Annotated in this window: 21 protein-coding genes; 19 read left to right on the top strand and 2 right to left on the bottom strand. The window is 47.3% G+C overall.

Annotation, left to right across the window (positions count from 1 at the left end):
* Nucleotides 1–129: 129 nt before the first annotated feature.
* Together DWY63_RS15465 and DWY63_RS15460 are read right to left on the bottom strand one after the other, a co-directional pair.
* Nucleotides 130–1620 carry an AAA family ATPase gene (locus DWY63_RS15465; protein ID WP_117802572.1) on the bottom strand — a complete coding sequence of 497 codons (1491 nt, stop codon included), beginning with the start codon at nt 1618–1620 and terminating at the stop codon, nt 130–132.
* A 302-nt stretch (nt 1621–1922) separates the two neighbouring features.
* Nucleotides 1923–2849 (bottom strand): DMT family transporter, encoded by a 927-nt coding sequence (locus tag DWY63_RS15460; RefSeq protein ID WP_117761787.1) that lies wholly within the window; start codon nt 2847–2849, stop codon nt 1923–1925.
* Nucleotides 2850–3164: 315 nt separating this feature from the next.
* Here DWY63_RS15460 and DWY63_RS15455 point away from each other — a divergent pair, with 315 nt between their 5' ends.
* From DWY63_RS15455 to DWY63_RS15365, 19 genes are all read left to right on the top strand, one after another.
* The gene (locus DWY63_RS15455) at nt 3165–5114 is read left to right on the top strand and encodes an ABC transporter substrate-binding protein (protein WP_022462697.1); all 1950 of its coding nucleotides are present in this window, start codon (nt 3165–3167) and stop codon (nt 5112–5114) included.
* 99 nt (nt 5115–5213) lie between these two features.
* Nucleotides 5214–6218, top strand: a complete 1005-nt coding sequence (locus DWY63_RS15450; RefSeq protein ID WP_022462698.1) for an ABC transporter permease — start codon at nt 5214–5216, stop codon at nt 6216–6218.
* 15 nt (nt 6219–6233) lie between these two features.
* On the top strand, nt 6234–7487 hold the full coding sequence (locus tag DWY63_RS15445; protein ID WP_022462699.1) for an ABC transporter permease: 1254 nt from the start codon (nt 6234–6236) through the stop codon (nt 7485–7487).
* A gap of 10 nt (nt 7488–7497) precedes the next feature.
* Nucleotides 7498–8505, top strand: a complete 1008-nt coding sequence (locus tag DWY63_RS15440) for an ABC transporter ATP-binding protein (protein WP_022462700.1) — start codon at nt 7498–7500, stop codon at nt 8503–8505.
* Entirely contained in the window at nt 8498–9316 is an 819-nt protein-coding gene (locus DWY63_RS15435) for an ABC transporter ATP-binding protein (protein WP_022462701.1), read from the top strand. Before DWY63_RS15440 ends, DWY63_RS15435 begins: the two co-directional genes overlap by 8 nt.
* 198 nt (nt 9317–9514) lie before the next feature.
* On the top strand, nt 9515–11380 hold the full coding sequence (locus DWY63_RS15430; protein ID WP_117802570.1) for a sensor histidine kinase: 1866 nt from the start codon (nt 9515–9517) through the stop codon (nt 11378–11380).
* Entirely contained in the window at nt 11352–12800 is a 1449-nt protein-coding gene (locus DWY63_RS15425; RefSeq protein WP_117802569.1) for a response regulator, read from the top strand. The genes DWY63_RS15430 and DWY63_RS15425 overlap by 29 nt, the downstream gene beginning before the upstream one ends.
* Entirely contained in the window at nt 12793–14550 is a 1758-nt protein-coding gene (locus DWY63_RS15420) for an ABC transporter ATP-binding protein (protein WP_117802568.1), read from the top strand. The genes DWY63_RS15425 and DWY63_RS15420 overlap by 8 nt, the downstream gene beginning before the upstream one ends.
* A 115-nt stretch (nt 14551–14665) precedes the next feature.
* Nucleotides 14666–14935, top strand: a complete 270-nt coding sequence (locus DWY63_RS15415; protein ID WP_242998449.1) for a spore coat associated protein CotJA — start codon at nt 14666–14668, stop codon at nt 14933–14935.
* Nucleotides 14932–15213, top strand: coding sequence for a spore coat protein CotJB (locus tag DWY63_RS15410; protein ID WP_022462706.1), 282 nt, complete (start codon nt 14932–14934; stop codon nt 15211–15213). The genes DWY63_RS15415 and DWY63_RS15410 overlap by 4 nt, the downstream gene beginning before the upstream one ends.
* 3 nt (nt 15214–15216) lie before the next feature.
* Nucleotides 15217–15870 (top strand): manganese catalase family protein, encoded by a 654-nt coding sequence (locus DWY63_RS15405; protein WP_055218834.1) that lies wholly within the window; start codon nt 15217–15219, stop codon nt 15868–15870.
* 165 nt (nt 15871–16035) lie between these two features.
* Nucleotides 16036–16326 carry a phage holin family protein gene (locus DWY63_RS15400; RefSeq protein ID WP_117510326.1) on the top strand — a complete coding sequence of 97 codons (291 nt, stop codon included), beginning with the start codon at nt 16036–16038 and terminating at the stop codon, nt 16324–16326.
* A gap of 60 nt (nt 16327–16386) precedes the next feature.
* Nucleotides 16387–17499, top strand: a complete 1113-nt coding sequence (locus DWY63_RS15395) for an N-acetylmuramoyl-L-alanine amidase (protein WP_117510346.1) — start codon at nt 16387–16389, stop codon at nt 17497–17499.
* A gap of 187 nt (nt 17500–17686) precedes the next feature.
* Nucleotides 17687–19534, top strand: coding sequence for a glycerophosphodiester phosphodiesterase (locus DWY63_RS15390; RefSeq protein ID WP_055228402.1), 1848 nt, complete (start codon nt 17687–17689; stop codon nt 19532–19534).
* Between the two features lie 30 nt (nt 19535–19564).
* Nucleotides 19565–20797 (top strand): FtsW/RodA/SpoVE family cell cycle protein, encoded by a 1233-nt coding sequence (locus tag DWY63_RS15385; RefSeq protein ID WP_243001906.1) that lies wholly within the window; start codon nt 19565–19567, stop codon nt 20795–20797.
* 95 nt (nt 20798–20892) lie between these two features.
* Nucleotides 20893–21126 (top strand): acyl carrier protein, encoded by a 234-nt coding sequence (acpP, locus tag DWY63_RS15380; RefSeq protein WP_022462712.1) that lies wholly within the window; start codon nt 20893–20895, stop codon nt 21124–21126.
* Nucleotides 21127–21268: 142 nt separating this feature from the next.
* On the top strand, nt 21269–22720 hold the full coding sequence (gene gltX / locus DWY63_RS15375) for a glutamate--tRNA ligase (protein WP_117802567.1): 1452 nt from the start codon (nt 21269–21271) through the stop codon (nt 22718–22720).
* On the top strand, nt 22717–24537 hold the full coding sequence (locus DWY63_RS15370; protein ID WP_117802566.1) for an ATP-dependent helicase: 1821 nt from the start codon (nt 22717–22719) through the stop codon (nt 24535–24537). The genes gltX and DWY63_RS15370 overlap by 4 nt, the downstream gene beginning before the upstream one ends.
* A 150-nt stretch (nt 24538–24687) precedes the next feature.
* Entirely contained in the window at nt 24688–25680 is a 993-nt protein-coding gene (locus DWY63_RS15365; RefSeq protein ID WP_022462715.1) for a 2-hydroxyacid dehydrogenase, read from the top strand.
* Nucleotides 25681–25704: the final 24 nt, after the last annotated feature.

Below are 25704 nucleotides of genomic sequence, written 5' to 3'. Positions count from 1 at the left end.
GGGACAGGAAACTATTTTACAGCACACTCTAAAATAATACAAAAAATTTCAGCACCACAGAGCGTGAATTGTTGCGTCACTGGTTTTCGCCGTACCCTGATACGCCTTCAAAATAGAAAATAAGGCAGATCAGCAGGACAAGAGCAGTTCACGTACCATTTCTGCATTAAAGGTAACAGAGGAAACATGGTTGACTTCTATCTGATATAACGCATTTGCTGCGATATGCTCAGCAGCCTGCTCAAGATCACGAATACCGCTTGTGTTTTCGTGGCAGGAGATTACGGCATCGAGTCCTTCCGGTGTCAGAATGCATTCCTTTTCTTTCATACCGATACGTTTTAACACCTTTGGAAGTGCATAGCGGGAGAAAATGATTTTCTTTTCTTCCGGTGTGTAATCCGGAATTTCAATCACAGCGAAGCGGGACATCAGCGGAGCACTGATCTGGTCCTTGTCGTTTGCGGTTGCAATCGGGTATACACCGACGGTCGGGATCATACATTCGATATAGTTATCGGTAAAACCAAGATTATCAAGAAGGGTCAGCAGAACATCTGCCGGGTTTCCATTACCCTTGCCGGAGGCAGCCTTGTCGAGTTCGTTGATGATAAAGACGAGGTTGGATTCGCCGGCCATGGAAAAAGCATCCATGATGATTCCCGGTTTTGCGTTTGCGTAAATGCGGGAGCTTCCGGTCAGCTGTTCCGGGTCATTGATTGAACTCATATCGAGTGTTGTCCACGGCAGTTTTAAGATACGCGCAACGGCATAAGCAATCTGCGATTTTCCGGTTCCGGCAGGACCGATCAGTAACAGACCATAGGCCGGCAGCGTATGAGTCCGGTTAATCTGAATGATGGTTTCGATAATTCTCTGCTTCACGCGTTCCATGCCATACAGTTCTTCATCGAGGATCCGGCGTGCTTCCACTGGATCAATGGCTTCAAAATAGTTGCTTTTCCATTGAATATTCATCATCATGGAGAGGGCGCGCTGTGCGTGACGACGTTCTTCGGGAGAGACTTCGTGGGAACGGGCAACAGCGAGGTTTCGACGAGCCCAAAGGCGGATATTGTCCGGCAGCGTTCTTCCGGCACAGTTCATAAAATCAGTGATGGATTGGATGCTGGTGAGCTTCATGCTGTCACCGGTTTCCTCCTGATCCTCATCCTCAACTTCTTCTTCCGGTGCATTGCTGGCGAGGAGACGCTCAATCATAAACTGTAAAAATCCATCCTCAGCCGAAAGCTTTGCGCCGCCACCGAAAGCGATCTCGCGGATTTTGTAAACTGCATAACCGTCGGATGTTTGTGTACCGGAAAGGCGGACATTGATATGGTTTTCACCGAGCCATTTTAAAAGGCTGACAAAACGGGCATCGATCTGAAGAATGTCGGCAATAAAGGTTTCTTCTTCCTCTTTAAATTCAAACGAGGTCCGTTTGGATGGGTTTGTGAAAATACCACAGGGATGATGCGGGAAAGCCTTCTCTTTTGTATCCAGAATTAGGATCGGCTGATCCGGAGAAGTAAACGGTGCGTTTGTGCGGAAAACAGTATACGTACATTCGGAAACTTTTGCTTTTTCCGGGGAATTGCTGAAATCAAAAACGGGCATGACAGAACCTCCTAATAAAATAAGTGCTTATTGGTACAATAAAAACAGTGTAGCACGAATTAAAAAATCCTGCAATCAATATGCAGAATTTTGTATTTTTATGCTATGAAAATATTGGGCAAGCGGATATTCGAAATGGAAGCAGGTGACTTACTTGATTCTGTTAAATTTTCGGAAGGCATAAAAAAGCCCTCCGGGCAGGATCACACTGCGGCGGAGGGAAATTATGTCATCAAAGCAAGCTGTCGTAAGAAAGAAGCTCGCAAAACAGGAATCTTTCTTACACTGAAAAAGGAATGGCATCAGGAAACAGCGTTGGTTTTGGAAAATCCCGGAAGCTGTACCAGCACGATCGCTGCAAACATCAGAATACAGCCGGAGAGCTCGCGAGCGGAGAGAGCCTGATGAAGGAGAATCCAACCGGCAAGAACAGAAAAAACGGATTCCAGGCTCATAAGCAGAGAAGCTGTGGTAGGATTTAATCCTTTCTGCCCGATGATCTGCAGGGTATAGCCAATACCTGAAGAGAGAATTCCGGCATAGAGAATCGGCATCCAGGCGTGCAGAAGATCGGAGAAGTTTACGGTTTCAAAGAGAACCATACAGACAGCGGACAGGATCGAACAGGTAAAAAACTGAATGCAGGACATTTTGATGCCGCTGACAAGCGGAGAAAAATGATCAATAACCAGAATATGTACGGTAAATCCGAGCGCGCAGGCAAGCACAAGAAAATCTCCCTTCTGCAAAGAGAAGGAGCCGTCTGTCATACAGAGCAGATAGAGACCAGCGACGGCAATAAGAACTGCGAGCCAGACCTTCGGCTGTACACGCTTTCGGAGAAAAAAACCGCAGACCGGAACAAGTACGATGTAAAGTGCGGTGATAAAACCGGCCTTTCCGACGGTTGTGTACTGGATGCCGATCTGCTGCAGAGTTGAGGCGACAAACAGTGCGATGCCGCAGAGAATACCGCCCGCCCAGAGCGTTTTTGGCTGTGTGCCATTTTCTGACGAAGCATCCGGCGGTAGGGTTCGCTTTTTACGCGAGGAGAAAAAGACAATCAGCGGAAGAAGCGTAAGTCCGCCGAGCAGGTTTCGTGCCGCGTTGAACGTAAAAGGTCCGACATAATCCATACCGGTCTGCTGTGCGACAAAGGCAGAACCCCAGATCGCAGCGGTCAGAAGCAGAAGCGCTGACTGTCGGTACTTATGAGAAACAGTATTCATAATAGAAAAAACCTCCTGAAATTGATACGATATTCATCATAGCACAAAGAGATGGAAAAAGCGAACGGAAAAATGTCGGAAAAGACGGAAAAATAGCACAAATAATCATAATGACGAAATAGTGCAGATGTTGCGAAAATGGATATGTGAAAAATGAGCAGAACAAAGGGAGTTAAAAAGAGTAAAATGAGCAATTTAACCAACATAAAACAAAAAAAGAACACCAAAAACAAAAAATAGACACTGTTTTTCTAACAGTCTTTGTGTATAATGAATTCATCAAGCAAGAACGAAAACCTTAAGGAGGTAAAAAGTATGAAAAAGCGTAACATGAAAGTCCTTGCACTGTTAATGACAGTGACAATGGCAGGAACGATGCTTGCCGGATGTGGAGACAGCGGAAGTACAAGCACCGGTTCATCCGGAGGAACAACAGCATCATCCGGAGGAACAACAGCATCCTCCAGCGGAACAGCAGATGCATCAAGCGATGCCACAGCAGCATCTTCCAGCACAGCAGATGCTTCCAGCGAAGATACCACAGGTTCAGATGATGTGGTAGGAGAGCTTCCAAGAAATGAAACTCTTTACTTCGCAGGACAGCAGTGGGGTACCGTCAACGATTACAACCCAATGTCCGCAAACTCAAACAATGCAATGGTTATAGCACAGGGCGATGCTTCACGTGTACTTGTTTATGAAACTCTTTATATGTGGAATCCACTGGATGCAAAAATGTATCCGTTGCTTGCAGACGGAGATCCAGTATGGAACGACAATCGTACCGAGATCACAGTGAAAATCAAAGCTGACGCAAAATGGAATGACGGCACACCGGTTACTGCAAAAGATGTAGCAGCTACCTATCATGCACATGTAGATTACAATTCTTCTACCGGCGCTGAAATGAAGAGCTACATTGCAGATGTTGTTGCACAGGATGACAGTACCGTAGTCTTCAAACTGACAACCGATGACTCCGGCGAAGCAGTTAACCCGGTTCTCGCGGAAAGATATCTGCCGATGCTCTACATCATGCAGGAAAATTATTTAAAGACCGTAGCTGACAGAAACAACAACGATGCTGAAGCAATTAAAATGGATAAGATGGACGATCTGGTAACTTCCGGACCGTACAAAAAATACTTTGACAATGACCAGAACGTAGTTCTGATCCGCGATGATAATTATTGGGGACAGGCAGATTCCATGTGGGGTAAGCTTCCGGTTCCGAAATATATTTCTCACCCGATCTTTAAAGATAACGCAGCAGCTACCACCGCATTCCAGAATGGTGATATTGATGTGGCACAGATATTCATCACAGACCTTCAGAAATTGTGGTTAGAGCAGGATCTTCCGATTTCTACCTATGTTGATGAAGCACCGTATCAGCTGTGTATGACAATGCCTACCCTGTTCTTTAATACAGAAGTAGAAGGACTGGATCAGGTAGCTGTTCGTAAGGCAATCGCTATGGCAGTTGACTACGATCAGGTTATTTCTTCAGCAATGTCCGGACAGTCTCCTACCTTCGCAGATGTTCCGCGTTCTGTCATGAACCCGACCGATGCTGAGCAGGCTATGGTGGATCAGGATGCCTTAAAAGAGTATCAGTGGTCCAATGCCGATGTAGAAGGTGCTAAGAAGCTTCTGGACGATGCCGGAATCGTAGACACCGACGGAGACGGAATCCGTGAGTACAACGGAAAGAACCTTTCCTATAAGGCTGAGTGCCCGACAGGATGGTCTGACTGGAATGCAACCCTTGAAATCGTAGCAGCAGCAGGAAAGAATATTGGTATCAACATTGAGACCTACTTCCCGGAAGCAGCAAACTACAGCACGGATTACAGTACCGGAAACTTCGAAATCACCATGCAGTCCGGCCCTGGTACATCGGTTGCCAACCCGTACATGAGATGCCGTTTCTTCATGAGCTCTGATTACAACGATCTTGAGGTTAACTTCAGTGGTAACTTCGGTCATTATCAGAACGACCGTGTAGATGAAATCCTTGCAGCAATTCCTCATGAGACCGATGATGCAAAACTGAAAGATTACTATACAGAACTTTCCAAGATTATGCTGGAAGATTGCCCGTGTGTACCGCTGATGTACAGACCGCAGGTATTCCACGAAGTAAACGAGTCCGTATGGACCAACTATCCGCAGAAAGACGATGGAACCAATGTTCCTCCGATGGACTGCACCGATGGTTATGGCGTAGCAGCACTGTACAATCTGGAACTGATTGACGGCTGATTTGCCAAACAGAAAGAAAGCACACACTGAATTGTAACAGAGGCGGCCGGAGCCGGGGTGCTCCGGCCGCTTTTACAAAATCAGAAGGAGGGTTCCTCTATGAAAGGAATGAAAAAGTATTATACGCAGAAGATCATGTGGTATCTTTTGACGTTAGTCTTTGCAGTGCTGCTGAACTTCATTCTTCCGCGTCTGATGCCGGGCGATCCGGTTTCAACTATTGCGTCCAAATCGGTAGAAGGTATGACCGATGCGACTGCAATTCAGAAAGTATATGAAGACTATGCAGCGAAATTTGGTATTAACAAACCAATGTATGTCCAGTTTTTTACCTGGGTAAAAAATGCACTTCGCGGTGATTTCGGCATTTCTTTCAGCCAGTATCCGCGTACCGTATCCGATATTATTTCCAGTTCAGTTCTGTGGACCATATGTTTACAGCTTCCGGCCATTATTGTTGGATGGATTCTTGGTAACCTGCTTGGTGCAATTGCAGCTTACATGAAAGGTGTTTTCGACAAGGCAATCCTTCCGGCATTCCTGTTTATCAGTAACGTACCTGCCTTTGGTATGGCAACCGTACTTTTATTTGTTTTCTCACTGAAATTACATATTGCACCTGCAGCAGGCGGCTATGCGAGCAGTATGATTCCGCATATGAGCCTTGCTTTTATGAAATCTGTGCTTTCACATTACCAGTTGCCGTTCTGGTCTATCGTAATCATCACGATCGGCGGCCAGGCTATTGGTATGCGTTCAATGTCAATTTATGAATTGAATGCCGACTATGTAAAATACAGTCGTTTCCTTGGAATCAAGGATCATACGATTGTGAAATATGTGTTCCGTAACGCAATGCTTCCGCAGATCACCGGTCTTGCAATGTCCCTTGGTACCATGATAGGCGGTAACCTGGTAGCTGAGATGGTATTCAGTTATCCGGGACTTGGAACAACGATGCTCTCAGCAGTTACCGGCCAGGATTATCCGCTGCTTTCTGCCTGTACGTTAATCATTACTATCATGGTTCTGCTGGCCAACCTGCTTGTTGAACTTCTGTATGCAGTCATTGACCCACGTGTCAAAGCATCCCAGCAGGATTAGAAAGGAGAATACGCTATGAAAAATACAATCAAACAGATTTTTCATTCAGGAAAATTCGTGACAGGATTTGTAATCTTCTTGGCAATTCTCCTGACTATTATCATCTATCCGCTTGTTGTGGCAAAAGATCCGCTGGCAATGATCGGAAACGGAAACTTTTTCAAACCGGGTACCTATCTTTCGATTCAGGACACCGTAAATTCCGGCAAAACGTATAAGATGAATGTTGATGCAACCGCATCCATCGTTGAAAGCAAACTGACAATGGACAACCGTTCTATGATGGCAGAATGGCTGGAAAAATACGGCGGTGTAGATGCCAGTGAAATCGATGTTACCGATGCAGAAGGTCTGATTGCTCTCTGGGAGGAAAAATATGACCCAAATGCAGAACAGAAAGGCCTTATCGCAGCAAAAAAGAAAAAATATCAGCGTCTTGACAAAGAGATCGATGGTATTTTAGAAGATGTTCCAACTATTATTGCCGAGAAAAATGAAGAGACCGGTGAGCTGGAAGAGGTTCAGAGCATCGACAGCAAGCAGTACATCAATGAAAAAGATGTTATTAACCGCCAGACTTTCGTGCTTGGTACAGATAACTTTGGTCGTGATGTTTTGACTGAGCTGATCTCTGCAACAGGTTCATCCCTGAAAATTGGTCTGGTTGCGGGAATCATTGCAACCGTGATCGGACTGTTCCTCGGACTTCTTGCAGGTTACCTTGGAGGTTTTGTGGACAACCTGATTCTGTTCTTTACCAACTTGTTCACTGTTATCCCATCCTTCGTTCTCTTGATCCTCATCTCCTACAGCGTAGGTGAGTCTCAGAGGGGAATCATGATGGTGGCACTCCTGATCGGAATTACCGCATGGCCGTGGACAACACGTTCTGTACGTTCCCAGGTTATTTCTCTTCGAAACCGTGACCATGTAAACCTTTCCAAACTGTCCGGCCACAGCATGCTGCGGATTGTCCTTACCGACATCCTTCCGTACGTTGCATCCTACGTTGTTATGGCCTTCATTCTCCAGATTTCCTCCGGAATTCTGGCAGAGGCACAGCTTTCTATGATCGGACTTGGACCGGCAACCACAAAGACTGCAACACTTGGTCTTATGATGCAATGGGCAACCCAGTACAATGCACACTTAAACGGTGCATGGTGGGCATATTTCCCGGTTATTCTTGTAATCGCACTTATTTCATTCTCTCTTAACCTGATGAACACCGGTCTTGACCAGGTATTCAACCCGCAGTTAAGAGACTAAGGAGGCAGCTATGGGAAAAGTAATGCTGGAAGTAAACAATCTGAAAACGAAATATGTAACTCGTTTTCATGAAGATGTATACGCCGTAGACGGAGTCTCCCTGAAGATTGAGGAGGGAAAATCCCTCGGTGTAGCAGGTGAGTCCGGCTGTGGTAAATCGACGCTGGCACTGTCCCTGATGGGCTATTATTTCGCACCGCTTCACTACATCAGCGGCGATATTATCGTAGATGGAAGAAAAATTTCCGGAATGAAACCAGACGATGTCCGGAAAAATATTCTGGGCAATGAGATCGCCTACATTCCGCAGGCAGCAATGAATGCTCTGAACCCGACACAGAAAATCATCCGATTTGTAGAAGACGTTATTCATGCGCATGATCCGAAAATGCCGAGAAAGGATATTTATGATCTGGCAAAAGAACGTTTTCAGATCTTAGGCCTGCCGGAGGAGGTACTGCAAAAGCATGCGGTTGAGCTTTCCGGAGGTATGAAACAGAGAACCGTTATCGCAATTTCGACCATTCTTTCTCCGAAGGTACTGATCGCCGATGAGCCATCGTCCGCGCTGGATGTAACTTCCCAGAAAATGGTTATTAAAATGATGCGTGATCTGATGGAAAAAGGATTTATCAAATCCATGATCTTCATCACACACGAGCTGCCGCTTCTTTACAACGTAACCGATGATATTATGGTTATGTATGCTGGACAGATTGTAGAAAAAGGTACCGCAAAAGAAATGGTATTCGATCCGCTGCATCCATATTCCAAAGGTCTGATGGGATCGATCATCGTTCCGGAGGAAGGTGTAAGAGAACAGAAGCTGACTGCAATTCCGGGAACTCCGCCAAACCTGAAGCATCCGCCGGAGGGCTGCCGTTTCGCAGACCGCTGTCCTTATGCACAGCCAACCTGCCGCGGTATGAAACCAGAGGTCATCGAACTGCCGAACGGAAGAGAGTACCGCTGCCTGATGTCTGAGAGAAAGGTTCGGGAGGTGTATGCAAATGCGTGATGGTAAAGAATTAAAACCATGCCTCTCCGGAAGAGGCGTAACGAAAGTGTTTGGCTTTGGCGATGCAAAAACGGTCGCTGTAGACCATGTTGATTTCGATTTTCATGAAGGTGAATTTGTTTCTATCGTAGGAGAATCCGGATCCGGAAAAACAACCCTTTCGAAGATGTTGCTCGGGCTGATCAGCGTAACGGAAGGTGAAATTGATTTCCAGGGTAAACCAAGAGACATCTCGAACGGAAAGAAGAAAAAAGAGTACTGGAAGGGAATTCAGGCGATTTTCCAGGATCCGTTTGCTTCCTACAATATGTTTAAACGTGTAGATTCTGTTCTGCTGGATTGCATTAATATGCGCGGTGACAAGAATCTGCCGAAAGAAGAAAAAGAACGTCTGATGACAGAGGCCTGCAGCTTTGTAAACTTAAAATACGCAGAACTGACAAACAAATATCCATTTGAGCTGTCAGGAGGCCAGATGCAGCGACTGATGATTGCACGTATTTTCCTTCTGAAACCAAAGATTCTGCTTGCCGATGAGCCGACGTCTATGATTGATGCCTGCTCACGTGCAACGATCCTGGATATGCTGCTGAAGTTGCGTGATGAGATCAATATGACGATTATCTTCATCACCCACGATATTGGTCTTGCTTACTATGTATCCGATAATGTTTATATTATGGAGCATGGAAAATTTGTGGAATCGGGACCGGCAGAAGAAGTAATTCTTCACCCGACAGCAGCGTATACCAAACGTCTGATCAGCGATGTTCCAAAGATTTATGAACCGTGGGATCTGACAACAGTATAACAATGGTACGAAAGCTGTTTCCCTGGAATCATGCTTTGCGTCATATATGAGTCTTGCGAAAAGAGAGACGGTGCACGGAAAAAAAGTGTACCGTCTTCTCTTTTTGTCAATAATTTTTCTGAAAAAATTGCTTTTTAAAGAAAAAACTGGTAAAATTAGTAAGGTTACAGAACCGAAAAGAAAACTGGGGGATGAAAAATGCGAAACTGGTTTCGCGGACTGAAACTGAACCAAAAATTTACCGTAACAACGTTGATCTTTATTTTTATTCCGCTTTTTGGCATGATGTGCTTTGGGTTTAGGAGTATCAAAAAGAATGCCATAGATCATGGGGTAAATGAAGCAGTAACGGCAATAGATCTTACCTGTGCGGAGGTGAATGCAAAAGCGAATGCCTGCTCAATGGTTGTAGATACGCTGCAGGAGTATGAACCGTTGGAAAAATATCTTCTTCATCTCAGGAGGGGAGAGGAGATCTCGGAGAGCTATTATCAGCAATTTCGAAACAACAGCATCAGCATAATCGATAAAATGCAGGAGGCAATGCCAGATCTGTACCAGATCCATATTTTTGCCATGGCAGATGGTTTTCTGGAGCAGCAGCCGATCCTGTACCAGAAGGAAAAGATGAAAAACTGCGCCTGGTACCGAAGCTATCAGGGCGGAGGACAGTGGTTTTTTGACATACAGGAAAAAAATATTATCTCCGGTACAAAAAAAGAAGGTTCCCATTTGATGACTTATGTACGGGAACTGCGGGATCAAAGCGGAGGAAGGCTTGGCGTGATCGAGGTATCCATGCGTATGGCAGACATATTTCCCGAAATTTATCGATCCGGTGACAGCAGCTGGGCCTGCTTTGTTGATGAAAATTGGAATTTATATGACTGCGGAAAAACAGCGGCAGCCTGCAAATGGCAGTCCTATCGGGGGCTGATTCTGTTCCGGGCAGGAATCCGTGACAGAAAAGAGAGTCAGCAGAGCGCGGTGATTGACCGGAAAAACGTTGCAATTGTGCTTCGGAAAGTCGATAAACTCAATGGAATGTTTGTAACACTGACCAATTTGGATGATGCAACCGGAAACATGATCAAACAGCAGCAGAGAATGCTGCTTGAATTTGCCGGCTTCGGGCTGCTTCTGATTGTGGTGGTCAATCTGATTGTGCGTGGCCTGCTGAAGGAGTTTTATGACGTCTTGGGTGAGATGCGTCAGATTGACAATGGAACAACAAAGATCAAGGTTTGTTACAGCGCAGAAGAAATGCGGGAAATGAGCTATGGTATCAACGGAATGCTGGAGAGAATTCAGAAACAGAACGAGGAAAGCATCAAAAGGGAGGCAGCACTGAAAGATACGGCAATCCGGGCAATGCAGAACCAGATTAACGCTCATTTTATTTATAATGTTCTGGAATCCATCAAGATGATGGCTGAGATTAATGAAGAATATACGATTTCCGATGCAGTGACAGCACTTGGTGAAATGCTGCACTACAATATGCGCTGGAATAAATTCCTGGTAACCGTTCAGGATGAGATGAATTATATTCAGAACTATGTGGAACTGATGAATCTGCGGTATGATTTCACAATAACACTGTCCGTTCAGATGCCGGAAAATTTATATCGGCAGGATATCCCGAAGATGTCTCTTCAGCCGATTGTGGAAAATGCAATTACACATGGAATTGAGGAGCTGGATGCAGACGCTGTCATTGAAATCAAAGGAATAGAGCATGAAAAGAGCTTTGAGATTGAAATCACAGATTCCGGAACAGGCATGTCAGAAAAGCAGCTTGCAATTCTGAGACGTAAACTAAGAATGCGCCTGAATTCGGATACACAGCCGAAACATGGAATCGGGCTTCGGAATGTACAGGACAGAATCCACATTCAATTTGGAACAGAGTATGGACTGTCAGTTTATACAAAAGAGCATTGCTATACGAAGGTGAGTATTCATCTTCCCATCACGAGGGGGAAATATTCTCTGATGGATCAAGAGGGTGACGAGAAAGAGGAAGAAAAAGAAAATGAATACACTGCTGGTTGTAGAAGATGAAAAATTGATTCGACAGGGAATCGTGGCGATGATCCGGCGAAGCAGCGTGCCGGTGGAGGAGATTCTGGAGTGTCGAAACGGAGAAGAGGCATTGGAGATTTTGGGAAAACAGAGGGTGGACGTCATGTTCACTGATATCCGTATGCCCAAAATGGATGGTCTGACACTGGTCAACAAAATGGAGGAGTTGTCACAGAAACCTGTTGTTATTGTTTTAAGCGGCTATGATGAATTTTCCTATGCGGTTGAAATGATGAAACATGGAGTTCGGGACTATATTTTAAAACCGATCAAGCGGGAGACGATAGAACAGCTTCTGGAAAATCTGGAACGAGAGCTTTCGGAGACCCGGGAAACGGAAGAAGAGGAAGAACGGTGCTTTTTAAATCAGCTCCGTTATCTGATGATGAATGCAGAAATGGCCGAAGAAAAAGAATGGATGGATATGGAAAGCAGGATCCGGCGATACATCGGAAACAACAGCTTCCGGATCCTGCTGACCAGCAAGGCAAATGGGGAACGGTTTTCGAAATGCAGCGGAATTCTGCTGGAAGGCGTAGAAGGAGGAGTTCTGTATCTTCTGCCGGAACCGGAGGCAGAGCGGATCATGAAAGAAAAAGATGAGAGATTTTGTCTCGGAGTGGGAAAAGAACATCGTTCTGTGATGGAAATTCCAGAGGCATACCAGGAAGCACTGCTGGCCCGGGAAATGGCATTTATACAGAAAAATCCTGTGGAAGAATATCAGAAAAAATGTTTTGAGGAAAAGCCGGAACTGGCACAGTTTCAGGAAAAATTTATTCTGCAGGTGCCAACGGACCGGGCAGATACTGTGCTGCGAAAAATGCGGAACTGGTATTTTGAGGCAGCACATCAGAGGGTTTCCCCCTATCAGCTTCTGGCAGTAACAGAAGCAATCTGTAAAGAGCTGGATCTTTTTCATCGAGTGGCGGAAAAACAGGAAAAATGTCCGCGCCCTCTGCAGTACCGTGATGCAGATCTGTTTCTGGATGCGTTTGAAAAATGGATACACGTTTACAGGGAAAGCCTGAAAAGTCAGACAGCCGGAAAAGAAAAAATGGAAGAGGCAATTTCATATATTCGGGAAAATTATGCAAAAGATCTGAATATGGCAATGGTATCTAACCATATTTGTATGAATTATTCGCTGTTTTCAGCAGCGTTTAAAGAACATACCGGTGTGAATTTTGTGAACTATCTGAAGGAGATCCGCATTGCGGAGGCAAAGCGTCTGTTGATTCAAACAGAAGATAAAATTACGGAAATTGCCAAACAGGTTGGATTTGAAAATGATAAGCATTTCATGAAATCATTTAAAACGGCATGCGGCGTATCACCGTCTGAGTTCCGAAAAGATTACAAAATGGTTTCCAACGGAAAGGGAGGACAGGATGAGTAAAGAAAAAGAAACCGGAAAAGAGAAGAGAAGAATCCGCCAGCTGGCGCGGTATTACATTCCATATAAGGGATTGTTTTTTACCGACATGTTTTTTGCAATGCTTGGAGCAGCCATTACACTGGTGATTCCACTGATTGTACGGTATATTACGAGTACGGTTGTGGAAAAGCCGCTGGAGCAGGCAACGGGTGAGATTATCCGCCTCGGTATTCTGATGATTGCTATGGTTCTGGTTGAAATGTACTGTAACTTTTATATTGCCTATTACGGCCATGTGATGGGGGCGCGGATTGAGCATGATATGCGGAACGAGATCTTCGGCCATTATCAGAAGCTTTCGTTTGCTTTTTTCGACAACCAGAAGGTCGGCCATCTGTTGTCGCGCATCACAAGCGATCTGTTCGATATCAGTGAGCTTTTACATCATGGGCCGGAGGATATTGTCATTTCGTTTATCAAACTGATCGGTGCGATGATCATCCTGTTTGTGGTAAATCCGATGCTGGCATGTGTGCCGCTTGTGGTTATTGTGGTGATGCTGCTGTTTGCGTTAGTGATGAACAGCCGCATGAAGAGTGCATTTAAGGAAAACCGCCGCAGAATTGCGGATATCAACAGTCAGATTGAGGACAGTCTTTCGGGGATCCGTGTTGTCAAATCGTTTGGAAATGAGACAGAAGAGATGCGTAAGTTCAATGCGGGAAATGACCGTTTTGTCGATTCGAAGAAGGTCAGCTACCGCTATATGGGAATTTACAATTCGGGAATGGGAGCCTTTTCGACGCTGATTACCGTTATTTCGCTGATTGTCGGCGCATTGCTGATGACAGGTGGGAAGCTTGGGGCGGCGGATCTGGTTACCTTTCTTCTGTACATCAATAACTGCACAGATCCGGTGAAAAAGCTGGTGAACTTTACGGAGCAGTTCCAGAATGGTTATTCCGGTTATGAACGTTTCCTGGAAATTATGAGCATCGCACCGGACATCCAGGACAAGCCGGATGCACTGCCACTGAAGAATGTGCAGGGAGAAGTAACCTTTGAAAACGTTTCGTTCCATTATGAGGAGTCGAAGGAGAATGTGTTAAGCAATGTGAATCTGCATGTCCCGGCAGGAGACTATGTGGCGCTGGTGGGCAGCTCCGGCGCCGGAAAGACGACACTCTGTTCTCTGCTTCCGCGTTTTTACGATGTGACAGAAGGAAGGATTCTGCTGGATGGAAAGGATATCCGCGATGTGAAATTGAAGGATCTGCGCGATGAGATCGGTATTGTGCAGCAGGATGTGTACCTGTTTGCGGGAACGATCATCGACAACATCCGCTATGGCAGACCGGATGCGACCGACGAGGAGGTCATCCGCGCAGCGAAAGCGGCCAATGCACATGAATTTATCATGGAACTGGCGGACGGCTACGACACCGATATCGGCCAGCGCGGCGTAAAACTTTCCGGTGGCCAGAAACAACGGCTTTCCATCGCCCGCGTATTCCTCAAAAACCCGCCGATCCTGATTTTCGACGAGGCAACCTCAGCGCTCGACAACGAAAGCGAAAAAGTCGTCCAGAAATCTTTGGAACTTCTGGCGAAAGACAGGACAACCTTCGTGATTGCGCACCGGCTGTCCACAATCCGGAATGCAAAGCGGATTCTGGTGCTGACGGAGAATGGAATTGCGGAGGAAGGCACACATAAGGAACTGCTCGCGAAAGGCGGGATTTATGCGCATTTGTATGAGATGCAGTTTTGATGAAAATTTCATTAGTATGACAGAAAGGCAGCGGAAGAGAAACCGCTGCCTTTTTTGACACTTTCTTATTTTCTTCATACTCTATAAAGAACAGAAAATGAAAGAGGAACATGGTATGGATTCATCCCGTATGAATCGCGGCTGCTGCGGTGCGAACAATATGCAGAACCGCCGCGCCGCTTCAAACAATATGGAACTGAAGATGGAATCAAGGAATTTCCCGCGGAAAATGCAGCATGTAGATCATATGATACCTGCAATGGCGTACGTTCCGATGCAGCGGTTTGAACAGATCTATGATCTTTCCGCTGCATTAAAAAATGGAACCTTATTCCCGGAACTCTGTAAACCATTCTGTGGAAAGGGAGGAGGACAGTGCCTATGATGCCGCAGATGCCATCCCGCGAAAAGCTGCTCGCCTGGATTGATCAGGTCAGCTTTGCTGTTGTTGAAATGAACCTTTACCTCGACACCCACCCGGAGGATGAAGATGCACTTGCCTTTTTCCGGGAAAAAGTGGAGCTTCGAAAAGAAGCACTGAAACAGTACGCCGAACAGTACGGCCCGCTCACGATCGATACCGCCAACGACCGCATGAGCCGTTCTTTCGAATGGGTTATGCAGCCATGGCCGTGGGAAGTCAACCGGAAAGGAGGGTGCTGACGGATGTGGAATTATGAAAAACGCCTCGAGTATCCTGTAAACATCACGACACCAAACCCCAAAATCGCCCAAATTATCATGAGTCAGTATGGTGGACCGGATGGAGAGATGGGCGCATCCATGCGGTATCTCTCTCAGCGTTTCACAGCACCGAACCGAATTGTAGCGGGGGTGTTGAATGATGTTGGTACCGAGGAATTAGCTCATCTCGAAATGGTATCCACGATCGTTCATCAGCTTACCTGTAATCTTTCGCTGGAAGAAATTCAGAATTCCGGTTTTGCTAATTACTATGTAGACCACACGGCCGGAATCTGGCCACAGGCGGCCGGCGGAGTCCCGTTTAATTCCTGCGAATTTCAGTCGAAAGGCGATCCGTTAACAGATCTGTTCGAAGATCTCGCTGCAGAACAGAAAGCCCGGTCAACGTACGACAACATCCTTCGCTTGGTAAAAGATCCGGAGGTAGCTGATCCGATTCGTTTCCTGCGGGCACGTGAGGTTGTGCATTTCCAACGTTTTGGTGAAGCACTGCGTTCTGTACAGGACGAATTGAATTCGAAGAACTTTTATGCGTTTAATCCGTCGTTTGATGCAAAGACTTTCTGTGCGGCACCGCAGCCAGGGGCAGGTCAGGGGAATTGCTGCACAAGATAGTAAATTAAAAATCAAAGAACAGCACACCACTGGAAAATCCCATCTGAAAAACAGGTGGGATTTTTTGGGTTTACAGTAAGAAAATCTTATCCAGTCGTAAATCATTATCCCATCATAATATAGAAAAAAGACTTTCAAAAACAGAACAGTCAGAAAGGATGTTCCATGGAAGCAATGAATTATGTAAAGCCCGAACTCATCGTCGTTGCGTTCGTGCTGTATTTTTTCGGTGTTGCTTTGCGGCAGTCGCAGGCGGTGAAGAATAAGTACATTCCGCTGATCTTAGGCGGCATCAGCATGGTGCTGTGTGCGGTTTGGGTGATGGCGACGAGTGAGATTGAGACGGCGAAGGAGGGGGCGATGGCGGTTTTTACGGCGGTCACGCAGGGGATTCTGGTGGCTGGGCTGAGCAATTATGTGAATCAGATTATCAAGCAGATCCATAAGCCGGAGTGAACGGCGCTTCAAAAAATCTGTGTTATGCCGGGCAGTCTGAACCATCAGAAAGGGGAGAATATGAAAATTGATCGGTCGTATCTTGGAAATCAGAATACGTATGCGGAAAACAATCCCAAATGTATCGTAGTCCACAACACCGACAACTTCGCAGCAGGTGCCGATGCGCGGGCACATGCGCGAGCACAGCATGACGGGAATTTCCAGAACATTTCCGCACACTATTACGTCGATGACGGTGACACAGCCTACCAGGCGGCACCGCACAGCCGGGGGTGCTGGCATGTCGGCATTAATTACGGCGGAAAAAATCTGTTTCAGCAGTACGGCAACAAGAACAGCATCGGTGTGGAGATGTGTGTGCAGGCCGGGTATAATTATGAAAAAGCATTTGAGAATACTGCGGCACTGGTGCGGGAGATCATGCGGGAGACGGGGATTCCGCTGGAAAGAGTCTATCGTCATTATGACATCTGCAGCAAATACTGTCCGAGCCAGATCATGAACCGCGGTGACTGGGACCGCATGAAGCGGATGATCGGAAGCGGTGCAGGGAGCACAGGAACGGGAACAGCAGGCAGCGGAACAGGAAAAACGTATGCGCCCGGGATCTATCAGGTGCAGACAGCGGCCCTCAACATCCGTCAGGCACCGGATGCGGACAGCAGGATTGCCGGAACGATCCGGGATCAGGGAAGCTACACGGTGACGGAAATCCAGAACACAAGCTGGGGACGGCTTCTCTCAGGGGCAGGCTGGGTCAACTGCCATACAGCGTATTGCCGTTATGCCGGTCCCGCAAAAGAAAAATCGGCAGAGACAGCAAAGTCATCCGGAAAGACAGTCGCAGAGGACGGAATCTGGGGCGAAAATCTGACGCGCCGTCTGCAGGAACTTTTCGGCACACCGCAGGATGGAAAAATCAGCAATCAGCTGGCTGTCAACCGGAAATTCTGTGATGGCATCACAGCCGCCGAGTGGGACAGTACGCCAAAAGGCGGATCGGCCCTTGTAAAAGAAATGCAGAAATGGGCATCGGCCGGCATGGACGGCTATATCGGTCCGCAGACAATCCTCGCCTGGCAGAAAAAACTCGGTACGCCGATCGACGGCACAGTAAGCAGCCCATCCGCCATGGTAAAAAAACTGCAGAAGTGGTGCAACCAGAAATAGAAAAAAGAATACTCAAAGACCCGGTTTTGTGTTATACTGGAAGATAGTTTAAAATGAACAGAAAGAAAAGAGCTTCAAAAAAGACTCGAAGTGTCAAATGTAAAATACAAAAGAGAAAAAATAAAGGTAATTTTTGCATACAGATTCATCGGGGGGAATTGCGGCTGACAGGAGAGAACAACAGCAGATGAGAAAAAAGGCAGTAAAAAATGCAGGAATGATACGAATTTATCTGAATATGGCATGGAAACTTTTGCAGAAAAACCTGCTTAGCATCGTGATATTTGAGACGGTCTACCGCCTGTTTTCCAGCCAGCTGGTTTCAAGACTCGCCAATGCGGCGATCAACTTTTCCTTAAAACAGCTGGGAACGAGTTATATGACATCGGAAAACTTCAACAAGATCATGCTGCATCCGCTGACCCTTCTGCTGATTTTTGGAATTCTGCTTGTTTTCTTTTTCTGTATGCTGTTTGAAATCTATGCTGTCATGGCGGCTCTGGAGGCCTCCTGGAAACGAAAACGGATTTCCGTTCCTGTCATGATGCTTGCCGGCGGAAGAGGAGCTGCACAGTTTGTGCGTGCCCGCCCGTGGACCTGGTTTTTCTACATGGCAGCGAGCTTCCCGTACCTTTGGCTGCACAGCAGCTACAGCGCCATCCGCAGTATGAAACTGCTTCAGGTTTCCCTGACGAAGATTTTCAATGCCTTCCCGGCATACTGGATCCCGGTGGTGCTGACGATTCTGCTTGTCGCGTTCTCGTTTGTGTTTTCCTACACCATCCCGTTCCGGTGCATGATGACGGAAAAAGAGAAAAATACCCATCTGCGGGTGCGCCAGACACTGGAAAAACGCGTGCTGCGTGAGCTTGGCATCAACGTCTTTTTCCAGGTGATGATTTTTCTGATTACGTGGGTTTTGTATCTGATTTTCGGAACGGCTGTCGTTGCCTATGCAAAGCTGGTGAAAACGCCGTCTACCGTTGTCAGTACCGTCATCGTCTACGGTGACTGGGTCAAATCGACGATGAGCCTGATCGGCGGAGCGTTCGGCCTTGTCGGAAGCATTACGTATCTGTATCTGATTTTTATCCGTTCCTCCCGAAAGGGCTACCAGAAGAGCCGGACAACGAAAAAGCCGAGCTCGAAGCTGGTACGCACCTTCTGCGGTCCGGTAACGGCGGTGGTTCTCACGATCGCCATGCTGGCGGGAGAAACGGTTTATCTTGTATATGCCATGCGCGCAACACGTGCAGAGGCAACGGCTTCCTCCCAGTATATTTCGGTGTCAGCGCACCGGGGCGGAGCCAGAAAAGCACCGGAAAATACGATGAGCGCGATCAAATATGCAGTGGACAGCATGTCGGATTACGCGGAGATCGATGTACAGGAGACGAGTGATGGTGAGATTGTCCTTATGCACGACACAAATCTGAAGCGGACAACCGGTCTGAATGCCAGCATCTGGACCCTGACCTACGATGAAATCAGCCAGCTCGATGCCGGTGTACGATTCAACAAAAAATTCCGCGGCGAGCAGATTCCGAAGCTGGAAGAAGTCATCGCGTACGCGAAAGGAAAAATCAACCTGAATATTGAAGTAAAATACAACGGCCACAACCAGAATATTGTCAAAAAAGTGGTGAAAATCATCGAGGACAATGACTTTGTGGATCAGTGTGTGCTGACTTCCATGAACTACAATTTCCTCAGGCAGGCAAAGAAAATCAATCCGGATATCAAGACCGGGTATACGATGAAAATGTCGTACGGAGGCCTGGAGGATATGGACGCGGCGGACTTCTTTTCTGTAAAATATACGTACATCACCGAAAGCTTTGTAGAGCATGCGCACAGTCTTGGTAAAGAAGTCTGTGCCTGGACGCTGAATTATCAGGGAGATATGCAGCGGATGGTCAACTGCGGCGTGGACAACATTATCACGGACGATCCGGAGCTGGTGCGTAAGGTTATCCTCGGAACGACCGACCGAAATCCGGGCTTTGTCAGCCTGCTTGGCTATGCACTGAAATAAATGGAGTAAAACAATGGAGGTGGAAACTTCATGGCAGAGAAAGTAAACATGCCATCCCAGAAGAAAGAAAAGAAGAAAAAGAGGAAGAAAAAACTTCCTTCGGATTTTTATGATTATAACCTGCTGGCCTGCACTATTTTGCTGGTCAGCTTCGGACTGATTATGCTGTACAGCGCGAGTGCCTACGAGGCGGCCAGTACATTCAAGGGAAATGATATGTATTATTTCACGCATCAGGCGGGGCTTTCTGCTATTGTTCTGGTGGGGATTGTGATATTGTCGAAGCTTGTAGATTATCATAGTGTATGGTTCCAGCGGATTGCAGCACTGGTATACTGGGGAAGTCTCCTTCTGATGGCGGCGGTAAGGTTTACGCCGCTTGGTTATGAAGCCTACGGGGCGAGAAGATGGCTCCGGATCGGCGGTGGCAGTCTTCAGCCTGCGGAGATTGGAAAGCTGGGGCTGATTCTGTATTTGCCATACATTATCCTGAAGATGGGAAAAAATATGCGTACCATCCGCGCAAAAGCAATTGTCCTCGGACTTGGCGTGCTGCAGGCGCTGGCTGCGTGGATTCTGACGGACAACCTGAGTACCGCCATTATTCTGGGACTCATCGCCTGCGTCATTTTGTTTCTGGCGGACCCGGAGGTAAAATTTTATGCGCGTGTGATTCCGGGCGCGGCGGTAATTGGCGTTTTTGCGATTATCATTTTAAAAAATAATCTGCAAATCTTTGAAAGAATAGGCGGTGACTTCCGGTCGAATCGTATCTATGAATGGCTTTCTGGAGGCAGCTATCAGATTCTGCAGGGACTTTATGCGATTGGATCCGGTGGATTTCTCGGAAAAGGACTTGGCAACAGTACGCAGAAGATTACAACAATTCCGGAAGCACAGAACGATATGATCTTCTCGATCATCTGCGAGGAGCTTGGAATATTTGGCGCGATTCTTGTATTGCTGCTGTTTGGCTACCTGCTGTACCGTCTGTTTGTGGTTGCACAGAATGCGCCGGACGCGTATGGAATGCTGATGGTGAGCGGCGTTTTTGCACATATTTCCATTCAGGTTATTCTGAACCTGTGCGTTGTTCTGAAACTGATGCCGGCAACGGGAATTACCCTTCCATTTATCAGTTACGGAGGAACATCGGTGTTCTTTATCCTGACGGAAATCGGCATTGCCCTGTGCGTCTCCCGCTTTATTGTGTTCCAGGATGGAAAGAGCGGAGAAGGAGAGGCACAGGCGGAAGAACAGTAAAAGTAGAAAAATCTATTGACAAATGCCGGAATAACAGATACACTTTTTTCGAAAGAAATACTGGCTGCCGGGTAGAGGCAGGAAGGAGCAGGACAATGTTAGAAAAGATAAAAGAAATTTTAGTAGAACAGCTCAACTGTGATGCAGACAGCATCAACGAAGATACCTCTTTTAAAGATGACCTGGGTGCAGATTCCCTGGATCTCTACGAGATGGTTATGGCATTAGAAGACGAGTACGGAATTGAAATCGACACCGACGAACTGACAGACCTTTCTACCGTCGGCGACTTTATGGAATATTTGAAACAGCACGGCGTAGAGGTCTGAAAAAGAGCATTGCCGCTGGCAAAAGTGGAAGGATGGTGCAGCTCGGAAGAAACGCCGGGCTGTTTTCCATTCTAAATAAATGGTGGAAGGGAACAGACAAAAGGATTGTTCCAGAAAAACCAGAAATCAGGAGAAAAGAAAAATGAGCAATGTAAAAACAAGATTTGCACCGAGCCCGACAGGCCGGATGCATGTAGGAAACCTGCGTACTGCCCTGTATGCGTATCTGATCGCAAAACACGATGACGGAACCTTTATGCTCCGTATCGAGGATACCGACCAGGAGCGTTTCCAGGAAGGCGCACTTGATATCATCTACCGTACCTTAAAAGAGACCGGCCTGGTACACGACGAGGGACCGGACAAAGACGGCGGCTGCGGCCCGTACGTACAGAGCGAGCGTAATGCAGCAGGTCTGTACCTGAAATACGCAAAACAGCTGGTAGAGCAGGGTGACGCTTATTACTGCTTCTGTGACGCAGAGCGCCTGAGCCAGTGCAAGCGTAACGTAGGCGGAAAAGAAATCTCGATCTACGACAAACACTGCCTTGGTCTTTCCAAAGAGGAAGTAGAGGCCAATCTGGCAGCCGGCAAACCGTACGTCATCCGTTTCAATATGCCGACCGAAGGAACCACAACCTTCCACGATGAGATCTACGGAGATATCACCGTAAACAACGAGGAGCTGGAAGACCTGATCCTGATCAAATCCGACGGATATCCGACCTACAACTTCGCAAACGTCATCGACGACCATCTGATGGGTGTAACCCACGTTGTCCGCGGTAATGAGTATCTGTCCTCATCCCCGAAATACAACCGTATTTACGAGGCATTCGGCTGGGAAGTTCCAGTTTACGTACACTGTCCGCTGATCACCAACGAGGAGCATCAGAAGCTGTCCAAACGCTGCGGCCATTCTTCTTATGAAGACCTGATCGATCAGGGCTTCTTAAAAGATGCCATTGTCAACTTCGTAGCCCTTCTTGGATGGAGCCCGGAAGGAAACCGCGAGATCTATTCTCTCGAGGAGCTGGTAAAAATCTTCGATTACCACCACATCAGCAAATCTCCGGCCGTTTTCGATATGACAAAACTCCGCTGGATGAACGGCGAGTACATGAAGGCAATGGACGACGAGAAGTTCTATGAGATGGCGCTTCCGTATATCCAGAAGACAGTCCACCGTCCGCTCGATTTTAAGAAAATTGCAGCCATGGTAAAAACAAGAATCGAAGTATTCCCGGATATTGCAGACCTCATCGACTTCTTCGAGGAAGTTCCGGAGTACGACGCTTCGATGTACACTCACAAAAAGATGAAGACAAACGAGGAGACCTCCCTTGCACTTCTTCAGGAAGTAAAACCGCTGCTGGCAGCGCAGGAAGATTTCAGCAATGATGCTCTCTTTGAGATGCTCAGCGCATTCGGAAAAGAAAAAGGATACAAGACCGGTTATATTATGTGGCCGATCCGTACCGCTCTTTCCGGAAAACAGATGACACCGGCCGGCGCAACGGAAATCCTTGAGGTTCTGGGAAAAGAGGAGTCTCTTGCCCGCATCAACAAAGCGATTGAGAAATTATCCAAATGATATATAATGATTCACAGAAAAAAGCGGTGATGCATACCACCGGCCCCATGATGGTCCTTGCCGGACCGGGGTCGGGGAAAACCGCAGTGATTACGGGGCGGACCTGCCAGCTTGTAACGAGCGGCATTTCCGCCTCTCGTATTCTTGTCGTAACATTTACGCGTGCGGCGGCAAAAGAGATGAAGGAGCGGTATTTAAAGGCGATGGGAAAGACGAGTACCCAGGTCACCTTTGGAACGTTCCACGGGATATTCTACGCGATTCTGCGCCATACGTACCGCATGTCCGGCAACAATATTTTAAGCGAGGAAGAGAAAAAGCGGCTGATGCGCGAGCTGGTCAACCACTATGCCAGAGACCTGGAGGAAGAGGATCTCGAGGAAAATCTGGCGCGCGAAATCAGCACTGTGAAGAACAATCAGATCCCGCTGGAACATTACTATTCCGCCTGTATGCCGCAGGAAAAGTTCCGCGAAATCTATGAGGCGTATGAGAAATGGCGGAAGGAGAACAAAAAACTCGATTTCGACGATCTGATGGTGCAGTGCAAACGTCTCTTTCTGGAGCGGCCGGAGGTCCTCCGCGCCTGGCAGCAGAAATTTCAGTATATCCTGATTGACGAGTTTCAGGACATCAGCCCCGTGCAGTATGAGATTGTGCGGATGCTGGCGCTGCCGGAAAATAACCTCTTTATTGTCGGGGATGACGATCAGTCGATTTATCAGTTCCGCGGGGCCAAGCCGGAGATCATGCTGAATTTTCCGAAAGATTACCCGGGCGCGGCGCAGGTAGTGCTCGATAAAAATTACCGTAGTACGGAATTTATCGTGAAGCGGTCCCAATGCCTGATCCACCACAACAAAAAGCGGTATGAAAAGGCGATTTCCACCGACAACGAGAAAGGCGCTCCGGTTGCAATCCGGAGATATAAGAACCCGCGCGAGGAGATGCGTGCCGTTGCCGAGGAGCTGCGGGAGGCGGAGAAAAACGGCTGTCCGTATGAAGAGATGGCGCTTTTGTTCCGCACGAATCTTGGCTGCCGGACAGCAGTAGAGGAACTGATGGAAGCACAGATCCCGTTCCAGATGCGGGATACCCTGCCGGATCTCTATGACCACTGGATTGCGAAAGATCTGCTGACGTATCTGAATCTTGCGATGGGAAGCCGGAAGCGCGGCGAGTTTTTAAAGATTGCCAACCGCCCGAACCGTTATCTGTCGCGGGATGCCTTTGAGGAGGCGACTGTTTCGTTCGATGCACTTCTGGAATATTACGAAGAAAAAGACTGGATGTGCCAGCGGATCCGCAAACTGGAGCAGGATATCACGACACTGACGCATTTATCGCCGTTCGGCGCGGTCAATTACATCCGCTATGCGATCGGCTATGAACAGTATGTGAAGGAATATGCTGCATACCGCCATCTGAAAGAGGATGATCTGATTTCCGTTTTGGACGAGCTGCAGGAGGCGGCAAAGAGCCAGAAAAACATCGAGGGCTGGTTTGCACATATTGAGGAATACCAGCAGAAGATGAAGGAAAAACAGAAGCAGCGCGCAGAGAGTGCGGAAGGAGTTATGGTTTCCACCCTGCACAGCGTCAAGGGACTCGAGTACGACAAGGTCTATCTTCTTGACGTCAACGAGGGCGTAATGCCGTATCAGAAAGCAGTCCTTGCGGAGGCGATCGAGGAGGAGCGGCGGATGTTCTACGTCGGAATGACGCGCGCCCGGAAAGAGCTGACGCTCTGTTATGTGGAGGAACGGTTTGAAAAGAAAGTCGAGCCGTCCCGGTTCCTGGACGAGGTGATCCAGTAAATTTGTACTGTTGTGAAAGATGTTGAAAATAAATTTACTAATTGATAAAATTTTAACAAATAATACATTGACAAAGTTTTAACAATGAAGTATAGTAATACCTGTAAGCGGGAACAATAAGATGACCGCAAAGCGAGGAGGAAAAACATTATGAAAATTTTATTTTACGATACCCAGAGCTACGACAGAGAATCTTTCGACCGAACCAAAGAGCAGTTTCCAGAAATTGAAGTGGAATATTTAAAAACCGGCCTTGCTGCAAGAACCGCTTCCCTGGCAAAGGGCTACGATGCCGTGTGCGCCTTCGTAAACTCCGATGTCGGAACAAAAACCGTAGAAGCACTGCATGAGGCAGGCGTCAAGCTGATCCTGATGCGCTGCGCAGGCTTCAACAACGTAGATTTAAAGACAGCTGCAAAATACGGCATTGATGTACGCCGTGTACCGGGTTACTCCCCGGAGGCTGTAGCTGAGCATGCGATGACACTGGCCATGACGGTAAACCGCCACATGCACAAAGCATATACGAAAGTAAGAGAAAACGACTTCAGCCTGGGCGGACTGATGGGATTTAACTTCTATCAGAAGACCGCCGGAATCGTCGGAACCGGAAAAATCGGTGCGGCTATGGCAAGAATCTGCCGCGGTTTCGGCATGAAAGTCATTGCTTACGATGTATACCAGAATGAATCCTTAAAAGATTTTGTTACGTACGTAACTCTTGATGAACTGCTGGCACAGAGTGATCTGATCTCCCTGCACTGCCCGCTGATGGACAGCACATACCACATGATCAACCGCGAGAGCATCAAAAAGATGAAAGACGGCGTGATCCTGGTCAATACGTCCCGCGGAGGTCTGGTAAAGACAGACGACCTGATCGAGGGAATCCGTGCAAGAAAATTCTTCGGCGTCGGCCTTGACGTATACGAGGAGGAAACCCCGAACGTATTCGAGGACCGTTCCGATGAGATTCTGGAGCACTCCACCACAGCACGTCTCCTGTCCTTCCCGAACGTTATGATCACTTCACATCAGGGATTCTTCACCGAGGAAGCACTGCGTGCGATTGCAGAGACCACACTGCAGAATGCACTGGATTTCGAGGCAGGAAAAGAGACCCCGAACATTGTCCGTGCATAATGGAAATCCACTAGAAAACAGTTA

The organism is Blautia sp. AF26-2 (genome assembly GCF_003460955.1).
GTDB classification, from domain to species: Bacteria; Bacillota; Clostridia; order Lachnospirales; family Lachnospiraceae; genus Fusicatenibacter; species Fusicatenibacter saccharivorans.
Note: the sequence above shows the minus strand (reverse complement) of the source record. Positions and strands in the feature narration are given on the sequence as shown.